Origin of the sequence: Nonomuraea sp. NPDC001831 (assembly GCF_042892035.1) — a bacterium.
Taxonomy (GTDB): Bacteria; Actinomycetota; Actinomycetes; order Streptosporangiales; family Streptosporangiaceae; genus Nonomuraea.
Genome location: NZ_JBIATU010000001.1, coordinates 1,240,881 through 1,261,069, shown reverse-complemented (window position 1 = coordinate 1,261,069; position 20,189 = coordinate 1,240,881). Strand labels below are relative to the sequence as shown.

The window sequence follows — 20,189 nt, the reverse complement described above, 5'->3', positions numbered from 1 at the left end:
CGTGACCTGACCGACTCGGTGAACTTCATGGCGGGCAATCTGACCGATCAGGTGCGGAACATCTCGCAGGTGGCCACGGCGGTGGCGCGGGGTGACCTGTCGCAGCGGATCACGGTGTCGGCTCGTGGGGAGATCCTGGAGCTGAAGAACACGCTCAACACGATGGTGGATCAGTTGTCGTCGTTCGCGGATGAGGTCACGCGGGTGGCGCGTGAGGTGGGCACGGACGGGCGGCTGGGCGGTCAGGCCGATGTCAAGGGTGTGTCGGGGACGTGGAAGGCGTTGACGGAGTCGGTCAACGTGATGGCCGACAATCTGACCGCGCAGGTGCGCAGCATCGCCGAGGTGACCACGGCGGTGGCCAAGGGTGACCTGACGCAGAAGATCCGGGTGGATGCCCGTGGGGAGATCCTGGAGCTGAAGGAGACCATCAACACGATGGTCGACCAGCTGTCGGCCTTCGCCGACGAGGTGACGCGGGTGGCCCGGGAGGTGGGCACCGAGGGCAACCTGGGCGGCCAGGCGACCGTCCGGGGCGTGTCGGGCACCTGGAAGGACCTCACCGACAACGTCAACTCGATGGCCGACAACCTGACCAACCAGGTGCGCAGCATCGCCCAGGTCACCACGGCCGTCGCCCGCGGCGACCTGACCAGGAAGATCGACGTCGACGCCCGGGGCGAGATCCTGGAACTGAAGACCACCATCAACACGATGGTCGACCAGCTGTCCTCGTTCGCCGCCGAGGTCACCCGGGTCGCCCGCGAGGTGGGCCGGGAGGGCAGGCTGGGCGGCCAGGCCGAGGTCGAGGGCGTCTCCGGCACCTGGAAGCGGCTGACGGAGAACGTCAACGAGCTGGCCGCCAACCTGACCCGGCAGGTGCGCGCCATCGCCGAGGTCACCAGCGCGGTCACCTCCGGCGACCTGACCCGCTCGATCACGGTCGACGCCGAGGGCGAGCTGGCCGACCTGAAGGACAACATCAACTCGATGGTGAAGTCGCTGCGCGAGACGACCAGCGCCAACGAGGAGAAGGACTGGCTCAAGTCCAACCTGGCCCGCATGTCGGGGCTGATGCAGGGGCACCGGGACCTGGCGGCCGTCGCCGAGCTGGTGATGAACGAGCTGGCCCCGCTGGTCGGCGCCCAGTACGGCGCGTTCTTCTCGGCGGAGGAGAACGAGCTCCGGCTCATCAGCGCCTACGGCTACCCGGCCGACCCCGGCAGGCCGACCCGGTTCCGGCTCGGCGAGGCGCTGGTTGGCCAGGCCGCCCGCAGCCGCAGGACGATCACGATGGCCGACGTCCCGCCCGGTTACATCACGATCTCCTCGGGGCTCGGCAGGACCGATCCGAGTTCGGTGATCGTGTTGCCGATCGTGGTCGAGGAGCAGGTGCTCGGCGTGATCGAGCTGGCCTCGGTGCAGGCGTTCACGCCGGTCCACCGGGCCTTCCTCGACCAGCTCATGGAGACGATCGGCGTCAACCTGAACACGATCGTGGCCAACGCCCGCACCGACGAGCTGCTCAAGGAGTCGCAGCGGCTAGCCGTCGAGCTGCAGGCCCGGTCGGAGGAGTTGCAGCAGCAGCAGGAGGAGCTGCAGCGCTCCAACGCCGAGCTGGAGGAGAAGGCCACGCTGCTGGCCCGCCAGAACCAGGACATCGAGACCAAGAACCTGGAGATCGAGCAGGCCAGGCAGGAGCTGGAGGACCGCGCCCACCAGCTGACGCTGGCCTCGACGTACAAGAGCGAGTTCCTGGCGAACATGAGCCACGAGCTGCGCACGCCGCTCAACTCGCTGCTCATCCTGGCCCAGCTGCTGGCCCAGAACCACACGCGCAACCTGACGCCCAAGCAGGTGGAGTACGCCGGGATCATCCATTCCGCGGGCTCGGACCTGCTCCAGCTGATCAACGACATCCTCGACCTGTCCAAGGTCGAGGCGGGCAAGATGGACATCAACCCCGAATGGGTGCCGTTGCGGCAGCTCCTCGACTACGTCGAGGCCACGTTCCGGCCGATGACGTCGCAGAAGAGCCTCGACTTCCGGATCACCACCGGGCCGGGCGTGCCCGCCGACCTGCTCACCGACGACTCGCGGCTGCGCCAGATACTGCGCAACCTGCTGTCGAACGCGGTCAAGTTCACCGAGACCGGCGGCGTCGAGCTGCGCATCGAGCCGGCCGCGCACGGCGAGCTGCCCGCCGCGGTGCGCCCGCACGCCCCCGCCATCGCCCTGCGCGTCGTGGACACCGGCATCGGCATCCCCGAGCAACAGCTCGAAGTGATCTTCGGGGCGTTCCAGCAGGCCGACGGCACGACCAGCCGCAAGTACGGCGGCACCGGCCTGGGCCTGTCCATCAGCCGCGAGATCGCCTACCTGCTGGGCGGCGCGATCACCGTCCAGAGCACGCCGGGCCAGGGCAGCGTGTTCACCCTGTACCTGCCGGTCGCCCAGCCCGGGGCCGAGGGGCACGCGCCCGCGGCCGTCACGCTGCCGGTGGCCGGTCAGCCGCGGCGGCTGCTGGTGATCGAGGAGCGCCCGCATGGGCTGCTGTCGCTGGTGACCGAGAGCGTGGTGAGCGGCCTGGCCGGGGCGCCCGACCCGCTCGGCGGAACCGTCCAGGTGGTCGAGGCGAGGGACGCGGAGGAGGCGGCGCGGCTGCTGGCCGCCGAGCCGTGCCACTGCGTGGTGCTCGACCTCGACCTGCCCGACCGGGCCGCCTACGGCCTGCTGGAGGCCATGGACGGCGATCCGGCGTTGCACGGCGTGCCGGTGCTGGCCTACAACAACTGGCGCTCCGGCCCGTCGCAGGAGGCCCGCATCGGCGACCGGCCGCTGGAGCTGCTGTCCAGCCTCGACGAGCTGCGCGAGCGCATCGCCCTGCACCTGACCGCCGACCAGCCCGGCGACGTGCTGCCGCTGGTCAGGTCCCGGACGGTAGGGGCCGCGTCGGGCCGGGAGATCGACAACACGCTGTCCGGGCGCACGGTCCTGGTGGTGGACGACGACGCGCGCAACCTGTTCGCGCTGACCAGCATGCTGGAGATCCACGGCATCGACGTGCTGCACGCCGAGAACGGCCGCAAGGGCATCGACACGCTGACGGCCCACCCCGAGACGGACCTGATCCTGATGGACGTGATGATGCCCGAGATGGATGGCTACACGGCGATCGAGACGATCCGCGAGATGCCCGGCTACGCCGACCTGCCGATCATCGCGGTCACGGCCAAGGCCATGCCAGGCGACCAGGAGAAGTCGCTGGCGGCCGGAGCCAGCGACTACGTCACCAAACCGGTCGACGCCGACCAGCTGATCGAACGCATCCAGCACTGGATGGATCCGGCCTGACCCGGTGAGGAGTCGCGCCATGGGGAGTTCAGCCGAGGAGACGGGCCTGGCCAGGCTGGCCGCGACCGTCGAACGCCTGCGCGCCGAGCTGCACGAGGTCCGCCGCGCCGCCGACGACCGCGCGCTGGTCGAGCTGGCGAAGGGCATCCTGGTCGAGCGCCTGCGCTGCGCCCCGGCGCAGGCCGCCGACCAGCTCGCCACGCTGGCGGCCCGGACCGGGCGCTCGCCGGTCGAGCTGGCGGCCGACGTCGTCAACCGGGCCGCCGGAGACCCCATCGCCGACGCGTCCCTGAGCGGCGCCGCCGGGCTCGACGGCGATCCGGAGCCGGCCGCCGGGCACGCGGAGGCGGCGGTGCGGCTGCGCACGGCCGAGAGCGCCGCGCTCGGCGCCACGGACGTGCAGGCGGCGGCCCACGCCGTGCTGGAGACGGCCCTGCTGCCGATCGGCGCGACGGCGGTCGCGGTGTGGGCGGCCGGGCCGGACACGTCGCTGACGCTGGCCGGGCAGGCGGGCTTCAGCGCCGAGGAGGCCGGACTCTGGCGGCAGGTCCCGCCGGGCCTGGTCACGCCCGCCACCAGCACGCTGCTCGAACGCCGCACGTTGTGGCACACCCCGCAGGGGCCGCCCTCGATCGGCCGCCACCAGCTGACCGGCGGCCGCGTCACCGCGCTGGCCCGGCTGGGCGGGCGGGTGCTCGGCGTCCTGGAGATCTGCTGGCCGGGCGACTGTCCCGAGCCCACGCCCAGGATGGAACGGCAGATCGAGGCGCTGGCCGACCTGTGCGCCCTCACTCTCAACTCCCCCGGCCCGCCCGCGCGCGCCGGCGCCGCCCTGGCCGAGCTGGCCGCCCTGGCCGACTCCATGTCCGACCCGGCGCTCGTCCTGGTGCCGCACCTCGACCCGCAGGGGCATCTCACCGACTTCCGCGTCCACCACGCCAACGGGTCGTCGGCGGTGCGGGCGGGCGGGCTGTTGCTGGAGGCGTACCCGTTCGCGGCCGGGGAGCTGCTGGCCGCGATCGAGCACGTGCACGCCACCGGCGAGCCGTTCCGCGCCGCCGACATGCCCTTCACCGCGGCCTCCACGGCCGAGGTGAGCATCACCCGCCACGGCGAAAGCGTGCTGCTGGTCCGGCGCGACCACGACGACCAGGCCCGCCTGCTCCAGCACGCCCAGCGTCTGGGCCGCATCGGCGGCTTCGAGGAGAACGCGCTCACCGGCGAGATCATGTGGAACGCCCAGATGTTCTCCCTGTACGGCCTGCCGCCGGACGCCCGGCCGGTCCCGCTGGAGCGCCTGCGCGACCACGTGCACCGCGACGACGAGGTGGCCGTGGGCCTCTTCCTGCGCACGCTGCTGCATCACCGGCGGCCGGCCGCGACGGCGTTCCGGCTGGAACGCCCCGACGGGGTGGCCCGCCATCTGCGCGTGGTGGCCGAGCCGGTGTTCGCCCCCGACGGCCGGCTGACCGCGCTGCGGGGGGCCTACCAGGACGTCTCACCCCAGCACTGGACGGAGGTCGCGCTGGCCGTGACCCGCGACAGGCTGGCCCACACCGAACGGCAGTCCGCCGCCCGCAACCGCCTGGCCCTCCAGCTCCAGCACGCCATCATGCCGCCCTCGCACGGCCGCATGGACTCCTTCGGGCTGCGCATCTCGGTCCGCTACCGTCCGGCGCAGAAGGAGGACCTGGTCGGCGGCGACTGGTACGACGCGGTCGTCCTGCCTTCGGGGTGCATCCTGCTGTCGGTGGGCGACGTGGCCGGGCACGGCGTCGCGGCCGCCACGGGCATGGTGGTGCTGCGCAACGCGCTGCGCGGCCTGGCCGCCACCGGCGCCGGGCCGGCCCAGCTGCTGACCTGGCTCAACCTGGTCGCCCGCCACCTCGCCGACCGCATGACGGCGACCGCGATCTGCGGCCTGTACGACCCCGCCACCCGCGTCCTGCGCTGGGCCAGGGCCGGGCACCTGCCGCCGATCCTGCTGCGCGGCGCGCAGGGCACGGAGCTGCCGATGATCAAGGGGCCGCTGCTCGGCGCGTTCGCCGACGCCGTCTACGAGGAGGGCCGGCTGCAGCTGGAGGCCGACGACACGCTGCTGCTCTACACCGACGGCCTGATCGAGCGGCGCGACCACAACCTGCGCCACGCCCAGGACCGGCTGCTGGCCGTCGCCTCGCGGACGGCCACGACCCTCGACCACCGGCTCGACGACCTGCTCACCCACTGCAACTCCGACACCGACGACGACACCTGCCTGATCGGCGTGCACGTGCGCTGAGCCGGGCGCGAGGGGGCCGGGCGCGAGGGGGCCGGGCGGCGGGTCAGGCGGATCAGGGGACGGACGGGCCAGGCGGGTCAGGCGGATCAGGGGGCGGGGGGGAGGAGGCCGAGCCGGTCGAAGGCCGCGGCCACGCTCGGGGCCAGCGCCGCCGGGTCGTCGCCGGCGACGGCGCGGCCCGCGGTGTAGCAGGCCAGCGCGAGCTGCGGGGCCAGGGCCGCCGTCTCGGGGCTGGCGCCGTGCTCGCGCAGGACCTCGGTCATGGTCTCGGCGAAGCGGCGCTGCTTGCGCGCCGTGCGGTCGCCGAGCTCGGGATGCCCGGCGATCAGCCGTTCGCGCAGGACGTAGCGGACGGGGTCGAGGGTGGCCCTGGCGCACAGGGCGAGGGTGAGCTCGCGCACCTGGGCGAGCGCCTCGGCCAGGCCGGGCGGGCGGTCGCCGCGCAGCTCGCGGTGGTGGGCGGCCAGGCCGTCGAGCCAGTCGTGCTCCCCCGCGAAGACGACCTCCTGCTTGTCGCCGAAGTAGCGGAAGAACGTGGTGCGGCCCACCTCGGCGCGCTCGGCGATGTCGGCGACCGTCACCTCGTCGTAGCCGCGCTCGGCGAAGAGCTGGTAGGCCGCCTCGATGATCTCGTCGCGGGCTCGCCGTCGTTTGCGGGCGCGCAGGGAGGACTCGGTCACGGGCCCAGTCTAGCGCTTGCGGACGGCGTCCCTTATGGTACTCAGTACCATTTGAAACTGGATTCCATTGGAGTTGCCATGCGAGCCGTGCAGATCACCGAGTTCGGCGGTCCCGAGGTCGTGCGGGTGCGGGAGGTGGACGAGCCGCGCCCCGGCCCCGGCCAGGTCGTCGTGGACGTCTCGCGCTGCGGCGTGAACTTCGCCGACACGCTGATGCGCGAGAACGCCTACCTGGCGGCGACCACGCTGCCGGTCGTCCCGGGCGGTGAGGTCGTCGGCAGGACCGCCGACGGCCGCCGCCTGGCCGCCCTGCTGGAGCGCGGCGGGTACGCCGAGAAGGCCGCGGTCCCTGAGGCGTCCGCCTTCCCGGTGCCCGAGGAGCTCGACGACGTCGCGGCGGTGGCCCTGCTGGCCCAGGGGCTGACCGCGTGGTGGCTGGTCCGCCACACCGGCCGGGTGCAGGCCGGGGAGAGCGTGGTCGTGCACGCGGCGGCGGGCGGCGTCGGCTCGCTGGCGGTGCAGCTCGCCAAGGCGGCGGGCGCGGGCCGGGTGATCGCCACGGCGAGCACGCCCGCCAAGCGGGAGCTCGCCCTGTCGCTGGGCGCGGACGCCGCCGTCGACCCGGCCGCCGACGACCTCACCGCGGCGCTGCGCGCGGCCAACGGCGGCGAGCCCGTGGACGTGGTCCTGGAGATGACCGGCGGCCGGGTCACCGACCAGAGCCTGGCGGCGCTGGCGCCGTTCGGCCGGCTCGCCTTCTACGGGATGGCGGGCGGGGTGGAGCCGCAGCCGGTCTCGCCGCGCGCGCTCCAGCCCCGTTCGGCGACCGTCAGCGGCTTCTGGCTGCTCAACGCCTTCCAGCGGCCCGCCGTCCTGGCCGGGGCGTACGCGGAGATGGCGGCGCAGGTGATCGCGGGCGAGCTGCGGGTGGTCGTGGGCGGGGACCGTCCGATGTCGGAGGTGCGGCAGGTGCACGCCGAGCTCAGGGAACGGCGTACGACCGGCAAGCTCGTGCTGGACCCGCGCCGGTAGGAGCGCCTAGGAGGCGGTCAGGCGGCGGCCGAGCCGCTGCATCGGGCGTTCGAGGAAACGGTAGGTCAGCCGGCTGCCCGGCAGCACGAGAGCCAGGAAGAGCACGCTGACGCCGACCTGCAGGGGCAGCGGCGACCAGCGCATCTCCCCCGCCACCTCCATCACCACGAGCAGCACCGGCAGGTGCACCAGGTAGAGGGAGTAGCTCATCAGCCCGAGCCAGGTGAGCACGGCGGGCACCCGGCGGGCCCGCCAGGCCAGACCGGCCGCGAACGTGAGCCCGGCCAGGGCGACGGTCGTGCCCCACACGTCCGGCTGCACCCACCACCACCCGGCGCTGAGCGCCCGGACGGGGGCGACCGTCACCAGCGAGGCGGCCAGGGCCACCGGCCACAACGACCCCTGGCCGCTCTCCCACCGGCGGATCGCCGTGCCGGTGAACATGACCGCGAGGATCGCCGCCCCGAACCACGGGACGCGGCTGCTCAGCAGCAGCAGGGCCAGGGCCATGACGCCGAGCGCGCACGCCGCCAGGTTGCGCAGCCGGCCGGAGACGACGCCGGCCAGCCCGGCGGCGAACACCGCGAACGACACCCACGACAACCAGCCGCCGGTCAACGGCGCCGCGCCCAGCGCGAGGCCCGCCACGACCGCGGTCACCCCGAACGCGACGGCGACCAGGCCGCGCCGGTCCCGGACGCCGGTCACGAACAGGGCGGTGACCATCAGGTAGAAGACCATCTCGTAGGAGAGCGTCCACATCGTGTTCATCACGCCGGCGACGCCGACGACGTCCAGCAGCATCGTGGCGTGCGCCGCGGCCGAGGAGGCGTCCCTGGGCACCTCGGCGCGTACCGGGATCCACCAGGACAGGGCCAGGACCACGGCGATGACGGCGAGGTAGAGCGGGTAGAGGCGGAAGGCGCGGCCGATCCAGAAGGCCCGCACGTCGCCGTGCCGTTCCAGTGACGACGGGATGATGTACCCGCTGACCAGGAAGAACACCAGGACGCCGTACACGCCCAGGTTGAAGAAGGTCGGGCGCAGCCAGGGCATGGCCCAGGTGGTCAGGTGCTCGCCCACGACGGCGAGCGCGCCGATGCCGCGCAGGGCGTCCAGCCAGGCGAGCCTGGACGCCTCGGGACGAACGACCTGGGGGGTGCCAAAAGGAGCAGTCGTCACGCATCCCAACGTATCGGTCCCCCTGGCAACACCCGGGCTCCCCCGGAGTCAGGGACGGCGGGCCGCCCAGGCGGTCCGGGTGCCGCGCACGACGAGCTCGCGGCGGTCGAGGGACTCCGGCGAGCCGGCGGAGAGCAGCCGGTCGAGGGCGGCCAGGTCATCGGCGGCCACGTGCCCGGCGAGCCGCGACCGGTAGCCGCCCAGCACCGCCCGCGCGTAGCGGACGGCCCCCGGCGGCGCCGGGCGCACCTCGATCGGGAAGTCGTGCCGCGCGGCCACCTCGAACCCGGCCGCCGCCAGGACCGGCCCCCAGTCCGGGTACGGGTCCGGGCCGCTGCCCGCCAGCGCCTCCCGGCAGCGCGCCTCCAGCGCCGCCCCGGCCTCGTCGGGCAGGAGGCGCGGCATGCCGTCCATCTCGACGACCGCCAGCAGCCCGCCGGGGCGCAGCGCGGCGTGGACCTCGCGCAGCAGCCGCGCCGGGTCCTCGACGTGGTGCAGCGATGCCGCGGCCCACACCAGGTCGGGCGTGCCGATCGGCGGCAGGGCCGCGTCCAGGTCGGCCTGAAGCACGCGCACCCGCTCCCCCAGCCCCTGGCCGCGCGCCGCCGCGCGCAGGCGGTCGAGCATGACCGGCGACCGGTCGACCGCGACGACCTCGGCGGCGGGGAACCGCCGGGCCAGGGCCAGCGTGCCGGTTCCGGTGCCGGCGCCCAGGTCGGCGACCGTGCGCGGGGCGCGGCCGGTCTGCTCGCCGACCCAGGCGGTCAGCTCGTCCAGGAACGGCCCGAGCACTTCGGCGTCCAGGTCGAGCAGGTCCGCCAGGGCTGATTCGTCGCCGTGGCGGAGTCCGTGGTGGTGATGTGCTTCCATGCCTTCACCGTAGGGGGCTCCTGCGTGTGCGGCATACACTCTTGCCTATGACGCAAGAAGTCGACCTGGACGCCGTCGTCCGGCGGCGCATCCGCGGCCTGCGGCTGGCCCGGGGCTGGTCGCTCGACGCCCTGGCCGCGCGGTGCCGGCTGAGCCCGTCCAACCTGAGCCGCATCGAGACCGGCCACCGCCGGATCGCCCTCGACCAGCTCGTGCCCATCGCGCGGGCTCTCGGCACGACGCTCGACCAGCTCGTCGAGTCCACCGAGGACGACGACGTGGTGATCCGGCCGCTGCCCTGCGACCACCCGGGGATGACCGTGTGGCTGTTGTCGCGGGAACGTTCGCTGCACGGCGTCACGGTGGCCAAGATGCGCATCACCCCCGACCGGCCGCTGGAACCGCAGGCGCATCCCGGCCGCGAGTGGTTCACCGTCCTGTCCGGGACGGCCCGCCTGCTGCTGGGCGAGCGGACCGTCCTGGTGCCGGCGGGCGACGCGGCCGAGTTCTCGACCATGACCCCGCACGCCGTCGGCGCCCACGACGGGCCGGTGGAGCTGCTCACCATCTTCGACCACGACGGCGAGCGCTCCCACCTGCACACGGGCCAGGCGTAGGCGCGGCGGCGGACCGGCCGGGCCGCGGTCGCGGCACACGTCATGGCCGGGCGGCGTCGGAAGTACTTTTGCGAGGCAAAAGTAGATGCTACGGTGAAAATACTTCTACCGAGGAGGTCCGATGCGCGATCACGTCGACGCCCACGCCGCCCGTCAGGCGTTGCTGGCGGCCGAGGCGGCGCGGGCGGCGGCCCGTTCGCGGCCGGCCGCCCCCGGCTGGTTCGCCCCGGCGCGCGGGCTGCTGTTCGCGGCCGGTTTCGGGCTGCTGACCGGGCCCTGGGCGCAGCGGGTCCCGGTGCTGGCGGCGGGAATCGTGGCCCTGGTGGCCTTCCTGGCCGTGCACGCGGCGGTGGTCAGCCGCGGCGGGGTCGTCACCATGCCGGGCGGCCCGCTCCCCCGCCGGCTGATGAACCAGCTCGTTCCCGCCGCCGCCTACGGTCTGGGCTGGCTCGCCGCCGTCCCGTTCGGGCAGGGCGCGGGCGCGGCGTGCGCCGCCGTGCTGGGCGGGGCCGCGCTGTGGGCGGTCACGGCACGCGACGGCCATGACCGCTGACCCCCGGCTGGACGAGGTCATCCAGCACCCCACCCGGCTGACCGTCATGGCGTTCCTGTCGGGCGCGCTGGAGGCGGAGTTCGCCGCGGTCCGCGACTACGCCGAGATCTCCGACGCCAGTGTCAGCCGGATCGTCTCCGCCCTTCAGGAGGCCGGCTACGTGCACGTGCGCAAGGGGTATGTCGGCAAGCGCCCCCGCACGTGGCTCTCGCTGACCCAGGAGGGCCGCCGCGCGCTGGCCGGGCACCTCGACGCGCTCCGGGCGATCGCCGAGACGGCCCGCCGGAGCGCCGCCGGCCCCACCTGACCCGGACCGCCCGCAGATCCAACGGGCCCACCTGACCCGGACCGCCCGCAGACCCTACGGGCCCCGGCTGACAGGGCGGACCTCGCGGGGACGCCGGGTCAGCCGCCGCCGGTCCCGGCCGGGCCCATGCGGCCGGTGGGCCACCCGGTCTCCGGGTGGGCCTGCCGCCAGGTCAGCAACTGGCGGTCCAGCCGCTCCCGGTCGGTGAGGCGCGGCCTGGCGGGGCGCACGCCTGTACGTTCGAGCAGCTCGCTCGCGGCCTCCGCCAGCCGCAGCCGGGCCGGCGCGAACCTGCGCCGCAGCAGGTCGGCGGTCACCGCCGCGGTCAGCACCGAGGCCGGCCACAGCGCGGCCCTGCCCAGCCCGCCGCTTCCCGTGACCTGGCCGCTCCCCTTGCGATGGTCGATGCCCGTGCTCTGGTCGCCGTCGCCGTGCCGCATTCGTCAGCCTCCGGGTTCGTCTGGGGACCGTGGGCGTGCCGGAAGTTTCTGCACTTATGGCGCTACCCGGTCCTGCGTCCCTCATGCCGCCGACTTGCGAACGACGGCGGTACACGTTTGAGTGGCCGCCGGTGGGAAAGCTGGAGACTGGCCCGCCACCCCATCCGACCCCGCCACGCGAGACGATCATGACCCTTCAGTTCGAGCTCCAGTGCCCCATCAGCACTGACCTTGCCCTCATCAGGGACCTGATCCGCGTCCACGGCCGCCACTGCGGGCTGTCCGCCGACCGGCTGGAGGACCTGGTGGTGGCCGTCAACGAGGCGGTCACCAACGTGCTGGACCACGGCGGCCGGACGGGCATGGTGACCTCCCGCGGCGACGCCGACGGCGTGGTTGTGGAGATCCTCGACGTCGCCGGCCGGCTCACCCACGAGCACCTGGCCTCGGCCCGCCTCGACCCGACCGCCTCCCACGGGTACGGCCTGTGGGTCATCCAGCAGCTCTGCGACGAGGTCGTGCTCGAGCAGACCGGGCTCGGCTCGTTGCTCACCCTCGACCTGCGGGCCCGTCCCCGGGCCGGCCGCCTGGACGCGCGCCGCGCAGTGTCGGCCTGACCCTTCTCCGTCGCCGCGAAAGATTTTTCGGGGGACGCCGTCCGGTTCCGTCGGTCCCGTTCGTCACCATGGTGAGACGCCGTCCGACCGAGGAGCACGAGATGAAGTACATGATGTTCGTCTGCACCGACACCGCGCCCGACACCGACCAGGAGAACCTGCCCGACGTCGAGGCGTGGGTGGCCGAGAACGACGCCCGCGGGCGGCGGGTGCGCGGCGCGGTGCTGGCGCCGGAGTCGGCCGCGACCACCGTGCGGGTGCGCGGCGGCGAGCTGGTCCTGTCCGACGGGCCGTTCGCCGAGACCAAGGAGGTGATCGTGGGCTTCGACCTGCTCGAATGCGCCGACCTCGACGAGGCGGTCGAGGTCGCCCGCAGCCACCCGATGGCCAGGCACGGACGGCTGGAGCTGCGGCCGTTCGCCGACTTCGAGCAGTGAGAGGGCGCCTGGAGGAGGCGGCGGCGGAGGCGTACCCGCGGATCGTCGCCGCCCTCATCCGGGTCACCGGCGACTGGACCCTCGCCGAGGACTGCGCCCAGGAGGCGCTGGCGCTGGCCGTGCGGCGGTGGCCGGAGGAGGGCGTGCCGTCCAACCCGGGCGGCTGGCTCATGACGGTGGCGCGCAACCGCGCGATCGACGCGCTGCGCCGCGTCTCGATCGAGCGCCGCAAGCTGGCCGAGCTGGCGGCGCTCGCCCTGACCGTCCAGGACGGGCCCGGCGACGGGCGGGAGGAGGAGGTCGTGGACGACCGGCTGCGGCTCGTCTTCACGTGCTGCCATCCGGCGCTGGCGCTGGAGTCGCGGGTGGCGCTGACGCTGCGGACGGTCTGTGGCGTGCCCACTGCCGACCTCGCGCGCGCCTTCCTGGTCACCGAGTCGGCGATGACCCGGCGGCTGACCAGGGCCAAGCGGAAGATCGCCGAGGCGGGCATCCCGTACCGGGTGCCGCAGGGGGCGGCGCTGGCCGAGCGGCTGCCCGGGGTGCTGGCCGTCCTCTACCTGCTGTTCACGCAAGGCTACGACGCCGGCGGCGAACCCGCGTTCGCCGAGGAGGCGATCCGGCTGGCGCGGCTGCTGCGGCGGCTCATGCCGGAACAGGAGGAGGTGACGGCGCTGCTGGCGCTGTTCCTGCTGCAGCACTCCCGCCGGGACGCCCGCCGCGACGCCGCCGGCGACCTGGTGCCCCTCGACCGGCAGGACCGCTCCCGCTGGGACCGGGCGGCGATCGGCGAGGGGCTCGCCCTGCTGGCCGCCGTCGAGGGCGGCGGCCCGTACGGGTTGCAGGCCCGCATCGCTGCCTGCCACGCCACGGCGTCCTCGCTGCCCGGCACCGACTGGTCGCGGATCGCTCGCTGCTACGACGAGCTGGCCCTGCTCCACCCCACGCCCGTGGTGGAGCTGAACCGGGCCGTCGCGCACGGGTACGCCCACGGGCCGCGGGCCGGGCTCGCGCTGCTGGAGCGCTCCCGCGCCGAGCTCGACGGCCATCCGCTGGCCATCGCCGCCGAGGCCGACCTCACCGCCCGCGACGGCGACCCGGCGCGCGCGGCGGCGCTGTTCCGGCGGGCCGCCGCCGTCGCCCACAGCGACCAGGAACGCCGCGCCCTCCTCACCCGCGCCACCGAGACCGCCCGCGACGCGAGGCCCTGAGCGGGGACCGGCCGACGGGGTGCAGGGCCTTAGCGGGGGGCAGCCTGCCGAGTGCCGGAGCCTGAGCGGGGGTCAGCCGGCAAGATGCCCGCGCCTGGGCGGGGTCGGCCGGCGGGGTGCCGGCGCTTGTGCGGGGGTCAGCCTGCGGGGTGCCGGGGGCCTGGGCGGGCGCCGTGTGCTGCGAGCCAGGATGCCAGGTCGTCGGCGCCGGCGCGGCGGGCGGCGTCCAGCGGGGTGAGGTCGTCGTAGCCGACCCAGCCGAGGTCGCCGCCGCGTTCCAGGAGGAACGCCGCGGCCTGCGACTGCCCGCCGTGGCAGGCGGCCCACAGCCCCTCGGTCACCTCTGCCCGCGACGGCGTCCCGGCCTCGAACGCCGCCGCGACCCGGTCCATGAGCCCGAGGGCGGCGGCCTCCCACAACCGGGCGGACGCGCCGCGCTCGACGAGGCGGCGGGCGGCGTCCCACTGGGCGAAGGCGCACGCGTCCGAGAGCGCCGTGCCGCCGCCGATCACCGCGCCGGTGGCCTCGACGTCGGCTCCGGCGTCCAGCAGGGCGTCCAGCACGGGGACGTCGTCGCAGCTCGCGGCCCACATCAGCGGCGTCTCGGCGTGCGGGCCGGCGAAGCGGGCGTCCACCTCGGCCCCGGCCGCCACCAGCTCCCGTACCAGGGCGGGACCGCGCGGCACGTGGCCCGGCCAGTCGGTGAGGACGTGCAGGAGGGTCCTGGACACCCCGCCCGCCTCGCCCAGCCGGACGCGGGCCAGCCCGGGATGCCCGGCCAGCAGACGGCGTACGCCGTCGAGGTCGCCCAGCCGCACGGCCGCCGCCGCCGACACCGCCAGCGGGTCCGCCGCATCCAGGTAGCGCATCGCTCCATTGTCGCGGGGTCCCGGCCCGTCCCCGCCACGGAGCTGCCACGGAGCTGCCACGGAGCCGTTGCGGAGCCGTTGCGGATCAGCCGGAGTCCGCCCCCGCCGGGCGCGGGCTAGGTTGGGCGGCATGGGCACCGCGCACGCGCACTACGTGATCGTCGACGCGGGCGGCCATCGGGTCTGGTCACGCCGGGGCGGCGCGGGCACCTTCCACGGCGACCTGCTGCGCGGCCCCGAGCGGCTGGCCGCCTTCGTGCGCGAGCAGGAGCACGGCCACGCCCTCGGCTGGGGCGACGCGGTGCGCTGGCAGGCCGTGGCCGTGCTGGACGTGCCCCGCCGCCTGCTGCTGGTCCACTGCTCCCTGGAGATCCGCGGGCCCGTGTGGCGCACGTCGGTGCCGGAGATCCGGGCGTGGCTGGGCCTGCTCGCCGCGCGGTGGCCCGGCTGGACGGTGAGGTGGGCGGCCCGCGGCCTCCACGAGGTCATGGAGCATCTCGGGCTGGGCTACGACACCGTCGCCGGCCTCGACGACCCGCCGGCGCCGCTGCCGCCGCAATGGGGTCAGGGCCCGGCCGAGGACGACGACCTGTCGGTGGTCGCCGACACCCTTGTGGCCGTACGGGACACCGCCGGGCGGCTGTCGTTCGCCGGCTGGTGGTGCGCCGGCCTGGCCCGCGTGCTGCTCGCCGGCCCCGCCGCCCTGCTGAGCCCCCAGGAGCAGGCGACGCCCTTCGCGGTGCTGGAGGCCGCGCCCTGGAACGGCGTGTACCTCGACGCCGCCGCCCGCACGCTCGACTGGTGGTCCCTGGACTGCTCGCTGCCCCCGTCGCGGCCGGCCGAGCGCTGGCCCGGCTGGCGGCTGACCTGTCATCAGGACGCCTTCGAGGAGGTGGCCGCGCTCGCCGCCCCCGAGCTCCTGCTCGACCTCGACGGCCCGGACGCCGCCCTCCGCCGGGTCACGGAGTGGTTCGGCCGCCCCGCCCGATAAATCGGTCAGAAACAAAAGGGGCGGAAGACGGCCGGGCCCGTCGCATTCGCACTTGCACTTCTGCGCCTTGCCCGGAGTTGACGCCATAGGGCCCGGCCGGCGCACAGCTCGCGGGACGCCGGAAAACCGTGTGCCGAAGCCGGGAAGCGACGGCGGCGCGCACGCCGGTGCGGCGCCGACACATTGAAGCACACCTTTGAATTCATCTTCGATAAGATGCCCGCCGCCGCGGCCGCCGCCTTCCCGTTGCCGCCCCGCGCGGGTGCGCGCGCCGGGCGGCCTCGGGCCCGCCGCGACCGCCCGCCCGCCCCGCGACCTGGAACATGACGCGGGCATTCCCAGGTGAGATACGCAAGGCGGCCGCCGGGACACCCCGGGCACGCGCGGTTCCGGGCGCGTTTGAAATGCCTTTGACAGGCGGTGTGCCCGGCGAGTTCTGCGCGTTCACCGGCGCCGGGCCGAGGTAAGTTGCCCGCACGCTACTGAAGGGCGCTACAGTACGCAACAACCGTATCGAGCATGGAGTGCCACCATGGCTAAGCAGATTCAAGAGATTCTCATCGACGATGTAGACGGTGGGGAGGCTCATGAGACCGTCGTCTTTGCACTCGATGGCAGCAGCTACGAGATTGACCTTCATGAGGAGAAGGCGGACGCGCTGCGGAAAGCACTGGCGCCCTTCATCGTGAAGGCCCGTCCTGTTCGCGTGGATCGCGGTGGGCGCGGGCGCCGGGCGGCCGTCACCGGCAGCCGCGCGTTGAGCCGGGAGAAGTCTTCGGAGATCCGGCAGTGGGCCAAGGCCAACGGCCTGCCCGTCAGCGAGCGCGGCCGGATCGCGGCCTCGGTGGTCGAGAAGTACGAGGCCGCCCACTAGGAGACGTCAGGAGCGCGCAGGCCGGCGGAGCAGTCCGGCGAGCCTGAGCGCCGCCACGACGGCTCCGGGTCGCCCCCACGGCCGGCACGACCTGCGCGGCCATCCTCGGCAGCGGCGCCGACAGCCGCGCCTGGGGGCCGAGGGCGTCCGGGAACGTCGGGTTGAGCCCGGCGGCGACCGCCTGAGGGCGCCGATCACGTGCATGGCGAGCAGCACACCGACCCCGCCGAGCAGCACCGGGCCGAGCTCTGAGGGAGCTCGGAAGCCGTGCCGCGGTGGCCGCGGGCGGGTGCGCCGCCCGCGGCCACCGGCGGGCTCACTGGACGGTGATCTTGTCCACTTCGACGGTGATCCCCTTGACCTGCGGGGTCGAGGTGGCGGTCGTGATCTTGCCGACCCCCGCGCTGACCCCCTTGACCTTCATCGAGTACGTCAGGCTGCCGCCGGGCGCGCCCGGCGTGCTGGTGACGACCAGATCCTGGGTGGGCGGCCCGGAGATCTGGGCGCCGGCGCTGCCCTCGGCGTTCTCGGCGCCGACCGTCAGGCCGTAGGCGGCGGGCGGCGAGCCGGGCAGGTTGCCCGGGTCGTAGGCGTAGCTGATGTCCTCCACGCCGTTGAGCCCGATCCACTGCTGGAAGACCTTCAGGTCGGTGGTGCCGTAGAGGTTCAGCCGCCACTCCACCACCAGCCAGTCGTTGACCCCGTCGGTCAGGATCGTGGCCAGGACGCCCGGCGCGGCGGTGCCGTCCAGGTCGGTCCAGTACGGGGCGAGCACGCCGTTGGGCCGCGCCGGGTCGGGCAGCGTCTGCGGCGTCGCTGAGACGTCATCGCCGGTGGCCCCGCCCGCGACGCTGTAGCCGTCGGAGGTGACGCCGAGCCGGGTGTAACTTCGTCCGGCGAACTGGAAGGCGGGCACGGTGAAGTTGAGCGCCTGCTCGTCGCCGATCGGGGTGGGCGTGACGCCGAAGGCGTCCAGCGGGATGTAGCCGGCCGGTCCGGCGCCGGGCGCGATGGCCGGCCGGGCGGGCTGGGTGGCGGCCAGCGTCGCCTTGGTGGTGGCGACCTGGGTGCCGACCTTGGTCGCGCCCGTGACGCTGTTGAGGCGCAGGCGGGCGTCCAGGGTGCTGAGCGCGGTCACCTCGGCGTCCTCGTAGGTGGTGTTGCGCACGGTGACGGTGCAGGTCGACTCGCCGGTGTTCCTGGCGATGGTGTCCGGGGCGCAGGTCTGCTCGACCGGCACCGCGCCCTGCTTGCGGTAGAAGGCCACCGGCAGGTGCAGCGCGCGCGAGCCGCCGACCTGCTTGAGGTTGACCTGGCCGAAGTACTGGCCCTCGGGCAGTTCCGGCGCGGTGACGACGATGCTCAGCTTGGCGCTCTTGCCGGGCGCGACGGTGAACAGCGGCGGCAGCACGGCGACGGCGGCTCCGCTCACGGTGGTGCCGGAGGCGGTGAAGGTGAGCGACGAGCCGGTGGTGTTGGTGACGGTGCGCTTGGCGGTGATGACGCCGGGCATGGTGGGCGCGTTCACCGAGGGCAGGTTGAGGTCGATCCGGTTGACGGGGTCGGTGGCCGAGGCGACGAAGCCGGCGGCGTCCTGGTCCAGGGTCAGTCCGGGGTCACCGGCCTTGGTCAGGTCGATGCGCCCGCCGCCCATGTCGAACGGGTCGGCCGCGGTGGTCCTGTCCTGCTTGGTGACCGCGGTCCTGGCCGTGGTCTCCAGGGCCGACTTGACCTGGCCGGGCGTCCAGGTGGGGTGCAGGGCGAACACCAGCGCCGCCGAGCCCGTCACGTGCGGCGCGGACATCGAGGTGCCGGAGATGACCTGGTAGAGGTTGCCGGGCGGGCCTTCCAGCGGCGACTCGGGGGTCGGCGTCATGCCCGCCATGATGTGCTGGCCGGGCGCGGTGACGTCCGGCTTGAGGAAGTCGCCGCCGGGGCCGCGCGAGGAGAAGTGCGCCATCGCGTCGCCCTGCCAGGTGGACTTGGCGCCCTGCGTGAAGGAGGCGGTGGCGCCGGGGTGGGCGGCGAGGAAGGCCAGCAGGGTGTCGGCCTCGGGCTTGTCCACGTGCACGGACGGCAGCCAGTGGGCGTCGGTGAAGACGTCGAACGGGAAGGTGTTGTAGAGGATCATCCCGGCCGCGCCGCCCTGCCTGACATTGAAGCTCTTCAGCACGCGGTTGGGGGTGCGCTCACAGGCGACGATCTTGCCGCTGAACAGCCCGGGAGGGGCCGGGACGTCGCACGCCGGCCGCGAGTACGGCGGCGCGGAGGCCAGGACGACGGGCAGCGGCGAGGCCAGGCCCGCGGTGATGGACGCGCCCTTGATCGTCGCCGTGGCGCCGCCGCCGGACAGCGTGACCGTGGACTGGAACGTCCTGGACTGCGAGGAGGCGGCCACCGTCGTCACCCAGGGGCCGCGGTGGTCGGTGGTGCCGGCGCCGGGGCCGGAGTTGCCGGCCGAGGCCGAGACCAGCACGCCGGCCGCGTAGGCGTCGAGGAAGGCCAGCTCGACCGGGTCGCTGTAGGGGTCGCTGCCGCCGGAGACCGAGAAGTTGATCACGCGTACGCCGTCCAGCACGGCCCGCGCCACGGCCTGCGCCGAGTCGGAGGGGAAGCAGCCCTGCGCGCCGCACACCTTGTAGACCGACACCTCGGCGGCCGGGGCGATGCCGTGGATCGGGCCGCGGCTGATGCCCAGCGGGTTCGCGTCGGCTACCGGGCCGCCCGCGGAGGTGCTGGCGGTGTGGGTGCCGTGCCCGTTGGAGTCGCGGGCGCTGTCGCCGTAGACCTCGCCGCCGTAGACGGCGTTGTAGGTCTCCATGAACGGCTGCCCGCCGATCAGCTTGTTGTTGCAGGTGAACGGGTCGCTGGCGGGGGTCAGCGGGTTGTCGCCGAAGTTGCACACGCGCGGCGTGCCGTCCTTGGTGGGCCCGGGGGCGGGCAGGCCGGGGGCGGCGGCGAACGACGGGTGCTCGGGCCAGGCGCCGGTGTCGAGCACGCCGACGATCACGCCCTTACCCGCGGAGGAGCTGCCGCCGAGCTTGCCGTAGATGGTGTCGGCGCCGATGAACTCGGGGCTGGAGTCGGTCAGCAGCTGCTGGGGCCTGTCCTCCTGGACGGCGACCGCGCCGGGCAGGCGCAGCACGTCGGCCACCTTGTTGCCCGGGACGCGCAGGGCGATGCCGCCGTAGACGGTCCTGACCCGCTGGCCGACGACGGCTCCGGGGATCTTCTTGGCCAGCTCGCCCAGGAAGGCGTTCTCGACGTCCTGGATGTGGGTGCCGTACTTCCTGGCCTCGGCGCTTCTGGTGTCGAGGGCCTTGCCGGTGACGGCGGGGCTGGTGGCCGGCAGTCCGGCCAGCCCGCCCTGGTAGGCGGCCAGGGAGTCGTAGTCCAGCTTGACCATGACGTTGACCGGCGCGGGCGAGGTGACCTTCAGCAGCGCCGCGTCGCTCCTGGCGAGCTTGCCGGTGGAGGACTTGGCGCCTTCGACCACCTCGGCGCCGGTGAGCGGCACCGACCGCCATTTGCCGGGCGGGGCCGGCGTGGCCCGCGCCACGGCCGGGCTCATGGTCAGCACGACACCGAGCCCGACGGCTAACGATGTCAACCGGCGTAAACGGGATGAGAACGAACGGGACAACACAAAGACCTCCTGGCCGAGGAGCTGCACGAACCCGCCGCCCCGGCCGAGGACGTCATGTCACCCCCACGCGCGCATGCCGGAGAGATCGATGACCCTCCCCGGCGGGTGACGAGCGGGACCGCCTCCCCTCCCCGTGGGCGGGGTGGGTTGGCGTCCGAACCGGAGTGTAGACAGCGATCAACTGGCCGAGAACCCCGTCGCTTTGTCACGTTCCGGCCAATTGGCCCC

At 73.9% G+C, this 20,189-nt stretch carries 17 protein-coding genes; 11 read left to right on the top strand and 6 right to left on the bottom strand.

The window, feature by feature from the left end:
- Together ACFYYW_RS05570 and ACFYYW_RS05565 are read left to right on the top strand one after the other, a co-directional pair.
- Positions 1–3,354, top strand: a 3,354-nt coding sequence (locus ACFYYW_RS05570; protein ID WP_387645443.1) for a HAMP domain-containing protein, incomplete at its 5' end; no start/stop codon positions are given.
- A gap of 19 nt (positions 3,355–3,373) precedes the next feature.
- Positions 3,374–5,635, top strand: coding sequence for a SpoIIE family protein phosphatase (locus ACFYYW_RS05565; RefSeq protein WP_387645440.1), 2,262 nt, complete (start codon positions 3,374–3,376; stop codon positions 5,633–5,635).
- Between the two features lie 86 nt (positions 5,636–5,721).
- Here the strand turns inward: ACFYYW_RS05565 and ACFYYW_RS05560 are convergent, their stop codons facing one another.
- Positions 5,722–6,315 (bottom strand): TetR/AcrR family transcriptional regulator, encoded by a 594-nt coding sequence (locus ACFYYW_RS05560; RefSeq protein ID WP_387645437.1) that lies wholly within the window; start codon positions 6,313–6,315, stop codon positions 5,722–5,724.
- Between the two features lie 78 nt (positions 6,316–6,393).
- On the opposite strand from ACFYYW_RS05560, the gene ACFYYW_RS05555 reads away from it, so the two are divergent.
- Positions 6,394–7,347: a zinc-binding alcohol dehydrogenase family protein gene (locus ACFYYW_RS05555; RefSeq protein WP_387645435.1), complete on the top strand. Its 954-nt coding sequence runs from the start codon at positions 6,394–6,396 to the stop codon at positions 7,345–7,347.
- Between the two features lie 6 nt (positions 7,348–7,353).
- On the opposite strand, the gene ACFYYW_RS05550 is transcribed toward ACFYYW_RS05555, so the two are convergent.
- Together ACFYYW_RS05550 and ACFYYW_RS05545 are read right to left on the bottom strand one after the other, a co-directional pair.
- Positions 7,354–8,529, bottom strand: a complete 1,176-nt coding sequence (locus tag ACFYYW_RS05550; RefSeq protein ID WP_387645432.1) for an acyltransferase family protein — start codon at positions 8,527–8,529, stop codon at positions 7,354–7,356.
- Between the two features lie 48 nt (positions 8,530–8,577).
- Positions 8,578–9,399: a class I SAM-dependent methyltransferase gene (locus ACFYYW_RS05545; protein WP_387645429.1), complete on the bottom strand. Its 822-nt coding sequence runs from the start codon at positions 9,397–9,399 to the stop codon at positions 8,578–8,580.
- A gap of 47 nt (positions 9,400–9,446) precedes the next feature.
- On the opposite strand from ACFYYW_RS05545, the gene ACFYYW_RS05540 reads away from it, so the two are divergent.
- From ACFYYW_RS05540 to ACFYYW_RS05530, 3 genes are all read left to right on the top strand, one after another.
- Positions 9,447–10,016: a helix-turn-helix transcriptional regulator gene (locus tag ACFYYW_RS05540; RefSeq protein WP_352330409.1), complete on the top strand. Its 570-nt coding sequence runs from the start codon at positions 9,447–9,449 to the stop codon at positions 10,014–10,016.
- A 121-nt stretch (positions 10,017–10,137) separates the two neighbouring features.
- On the top strand, positions 10,138–10,569 hold the full coding sequence (locus ACFYYW_RS05535) for a hypothetical protein (protein ID WP_387645427.1): 432 nt from the start codon (positions 10,138–10,140) through the stop codon (positions 10,567–10,569).
- The gene (locus ACFYYW_RS05530) at positions 10,559–10,876 is read left to right on the top strand and encodes a transcriptional regulator (RefSeq protein ID WP_364419996.1); all 318 of its coding nucleotides are present in this window, start codon (positions 10,559–10,561) and stop codon (positions 10,874–10,876) included. Before ACFYYW_RS05535 ends, ACFYYW_RS05530 begins: the two co-directional genes overlap by 11 nt.
- Positions 10,877–10,974: 98 nt before the next feature.
- Here the strand turns inward: ACFYYW_RS05530 and ACFYYW_RS05525 are convergent, their stop codons facing one another.
- Entirely contained in the window at positions 10,975–11,316 is a 342-nt protein-coding gene (locus ACFYYW_RS05525) for a hypothetical protein (RefSeq protein WP_352330404.1), read from the bottom strand.
- A 188-nt stretch (positions 11,317–11,504) separates the two neighbouring features.
- Here ACFYYW_RS05525 and ACFYYW_RS05520 point away from each other — a divergent pair, with 188 nt between their 5' ends.
- From ACFYYW_RS05520 to ACFYYW_RS05510, 3 genes are all read left to right on the top strand, one after another.
- Complete coding sequence (locus ACFYYW_RS05520; RefSeq protein ID WP_387645425.1) at positions 11,505–11,933, top strand: ATP-binding protein; 429 nt, start codon at positions 11,505–11,507, stop codon at positions 11,931–11,933.
- Positions 11,934–12,001: 68 nt separating this feature from the next.
- Positions 12,002–12,370 (top strand): YciI family protein, encoded by a 369-nt coding sequence (locus ACFYYW_RS05515; RefSeq protein ID WP_387645423.1) that lies wholly within the window; start codon positions 12,002–12,004, stop codon positions 12,368–12,370.
- Positions 12,367–13,581, top strand: a complete 1,215-nt coding sequence (locus tag ACFYYW_RS05510) for an RNA polymerase sigma factor (protein ID WP_387645420.1) — start codon at positions 12,367–12,369, stop codon at positions 13,579–13,581. Before ACFYYW_RS05515 ends, ACFYYW_RS05510 begins: the two co-directional genes overlap by 4 nt.
- A 137-nt stretch (positions 13,582–13,718) precedes the next feature.
- On the opposite strand, the gene ACFYYW_RS05505 is transcribed toward ACFYYW_RS05510, so the two are convergent.
- Positions 13,719–14,450, bottom strand: a complete 732-nt coding sequence (locus tag ACFYYW_RS05505; protein ID WP_387645418.1) for an ankyrin repeat domain-containing protein — start codon at positions 14,448–14,450, stop codon at positions 13,719–13,721.
- Positions 14,451–14,580: 130 nt separating this feature from the next.
- On the opposite strand from ACFYYW_RS05505, the gene ACFYYW_RS05500 reads away from it, so the two are divergent.
- On the top strand, positions 14,581–15,441 hold the full coding sequence (locus ACFYYW_RS05500; protein WP_387645415.1) for a hypothetical protein: 861 nt from the start codon (positions 14,581–14,583) through the stop codon (positions 15,439–15,441).
- Positions 15,442–15,973: 532 nt separating this feature from the next.
- Positions 15,974–16,315 (top strand): Lsr2 family protein, encoded by a 342-nt coding sequence (locus ACFYYW_RS05495; RefSeq protein ID WP_352330153.1) that lies wholly within the window; start codon positions 15,974–15,976, stop codon positions 16,313–16,315.
- A gap of 316 nt (positions 16,316–16,631) precedes the next feature.
- Here ACFYYW_RS05495 and ACFYYW_RS05490 read toward each other — a convergent pair whose 3' ends face one another.
- Positions 16,632–19,886, bottom strand: a complete 3,255-nt coding sequence (locus ACFYYW_RS05490) for a S8 family serine peptidase (RefSeq protein WP_387645412.1) — start codon at positions 19,884–19,886, stop codon at positions 16,632–16,634.
- Positions 19,887–20,189: the final 303 nt, after the last annotated feature.

Bases quoted from the DNA above. Each gene is read 5' to 3' on its own strand.
- ACFYYW_RS05535 (WP_387645427.1), top strand. From the start codon at position 10,138: ATGCGCGATCACGTCGACGCCCACGCCGCCCGTCAGGCGTTGCTGGCG.
- ACFYYW_RS05525 (WP_352330404.1), bottom strand. From the start codon at position 11,316: ATGCGGCACGGCGACGGCGACCAGAGCACGGGCATCGACCATCGCAAG.
- ACFYYW_RS05545 (WP_387645429.1), bottom strand. From the start codon at position 9,399: ATGGAAGCACATCACCACCACGGACTCCGCCACGGCGACGAATCAGCC.
- ACFYYW_RS05500 (WP_387645415.1), top strand. From the start codon at position 14,581: ATGGGCACCGCGCACGCGCACTACGTGATCGTCGACGCGGGCGGCCAT.
- ACFYYW_RS05515 (WP_387645423.1), top strand. From the start codon at position 12,002: ATGGTGAGACGCCGTCCGACCGAGGAGCACGAGATGAAGTACATGATG.
- ACFYYW_RS05495 (WP_352330153.1), top strand. From the start codon at position 15,974: ATGGCTAAGCAGATTCAAGAGATTCTCATCGACGATGTAGACGGTGGG.
- ACFYYW_RS05530 (WP_364419996.1), top strand. From the start codon at position 10,559: ATGACCGCTGACCCCCGGCTGGACGAGGTCATCCAGCACCCCACCCGG.
- ACFYYW_RS05555 (WP_387645435.1), top strand. From the start codon at position 6,394: ATGCGAGCCGTGCAGATCACCGAGTTCGGCGGTCCCGAGGTCGTGCGG.
- ACFYYW_RS05565 (WP_387645440.1), top strand. From the start codon at position 3,374: ATGGGGAGTTCAGCCGAGGAGACGGGCCTGGCCAGGCTGGCCGCGACC.
- ACFYYW_RS05490 (WP_387645412.1), bottom strand. From the start codon at position 19,886: ATGAGCCCGGCCGTGGCGCGGGCCACGCCGGCCCCGCCCGGCAAATGG.
- ACFYYW_RS05540 (WP_352330409.1), top strand. From the start codon at position 9,447: ATGACGCAAGAAGTCGACCTGGACGCCGTCGTCCGGCGGCGCATCCGC.
- ACFYYW_RS05505 (WP_387645418.1), bottom strand. From the start codon at position 14,450: ATGCGCTACCTGGATGCGGCGGACCCGCTGGCGGTGTCGGCGGCGGCG.
- ACFYYW_RS05520 (WP_387645425.1), top strand. From the start codon at position 11,505: ATGACCCTTCAGTTCGAGCTCCAGTGCCCCATCAGCACTGACCTTGCC.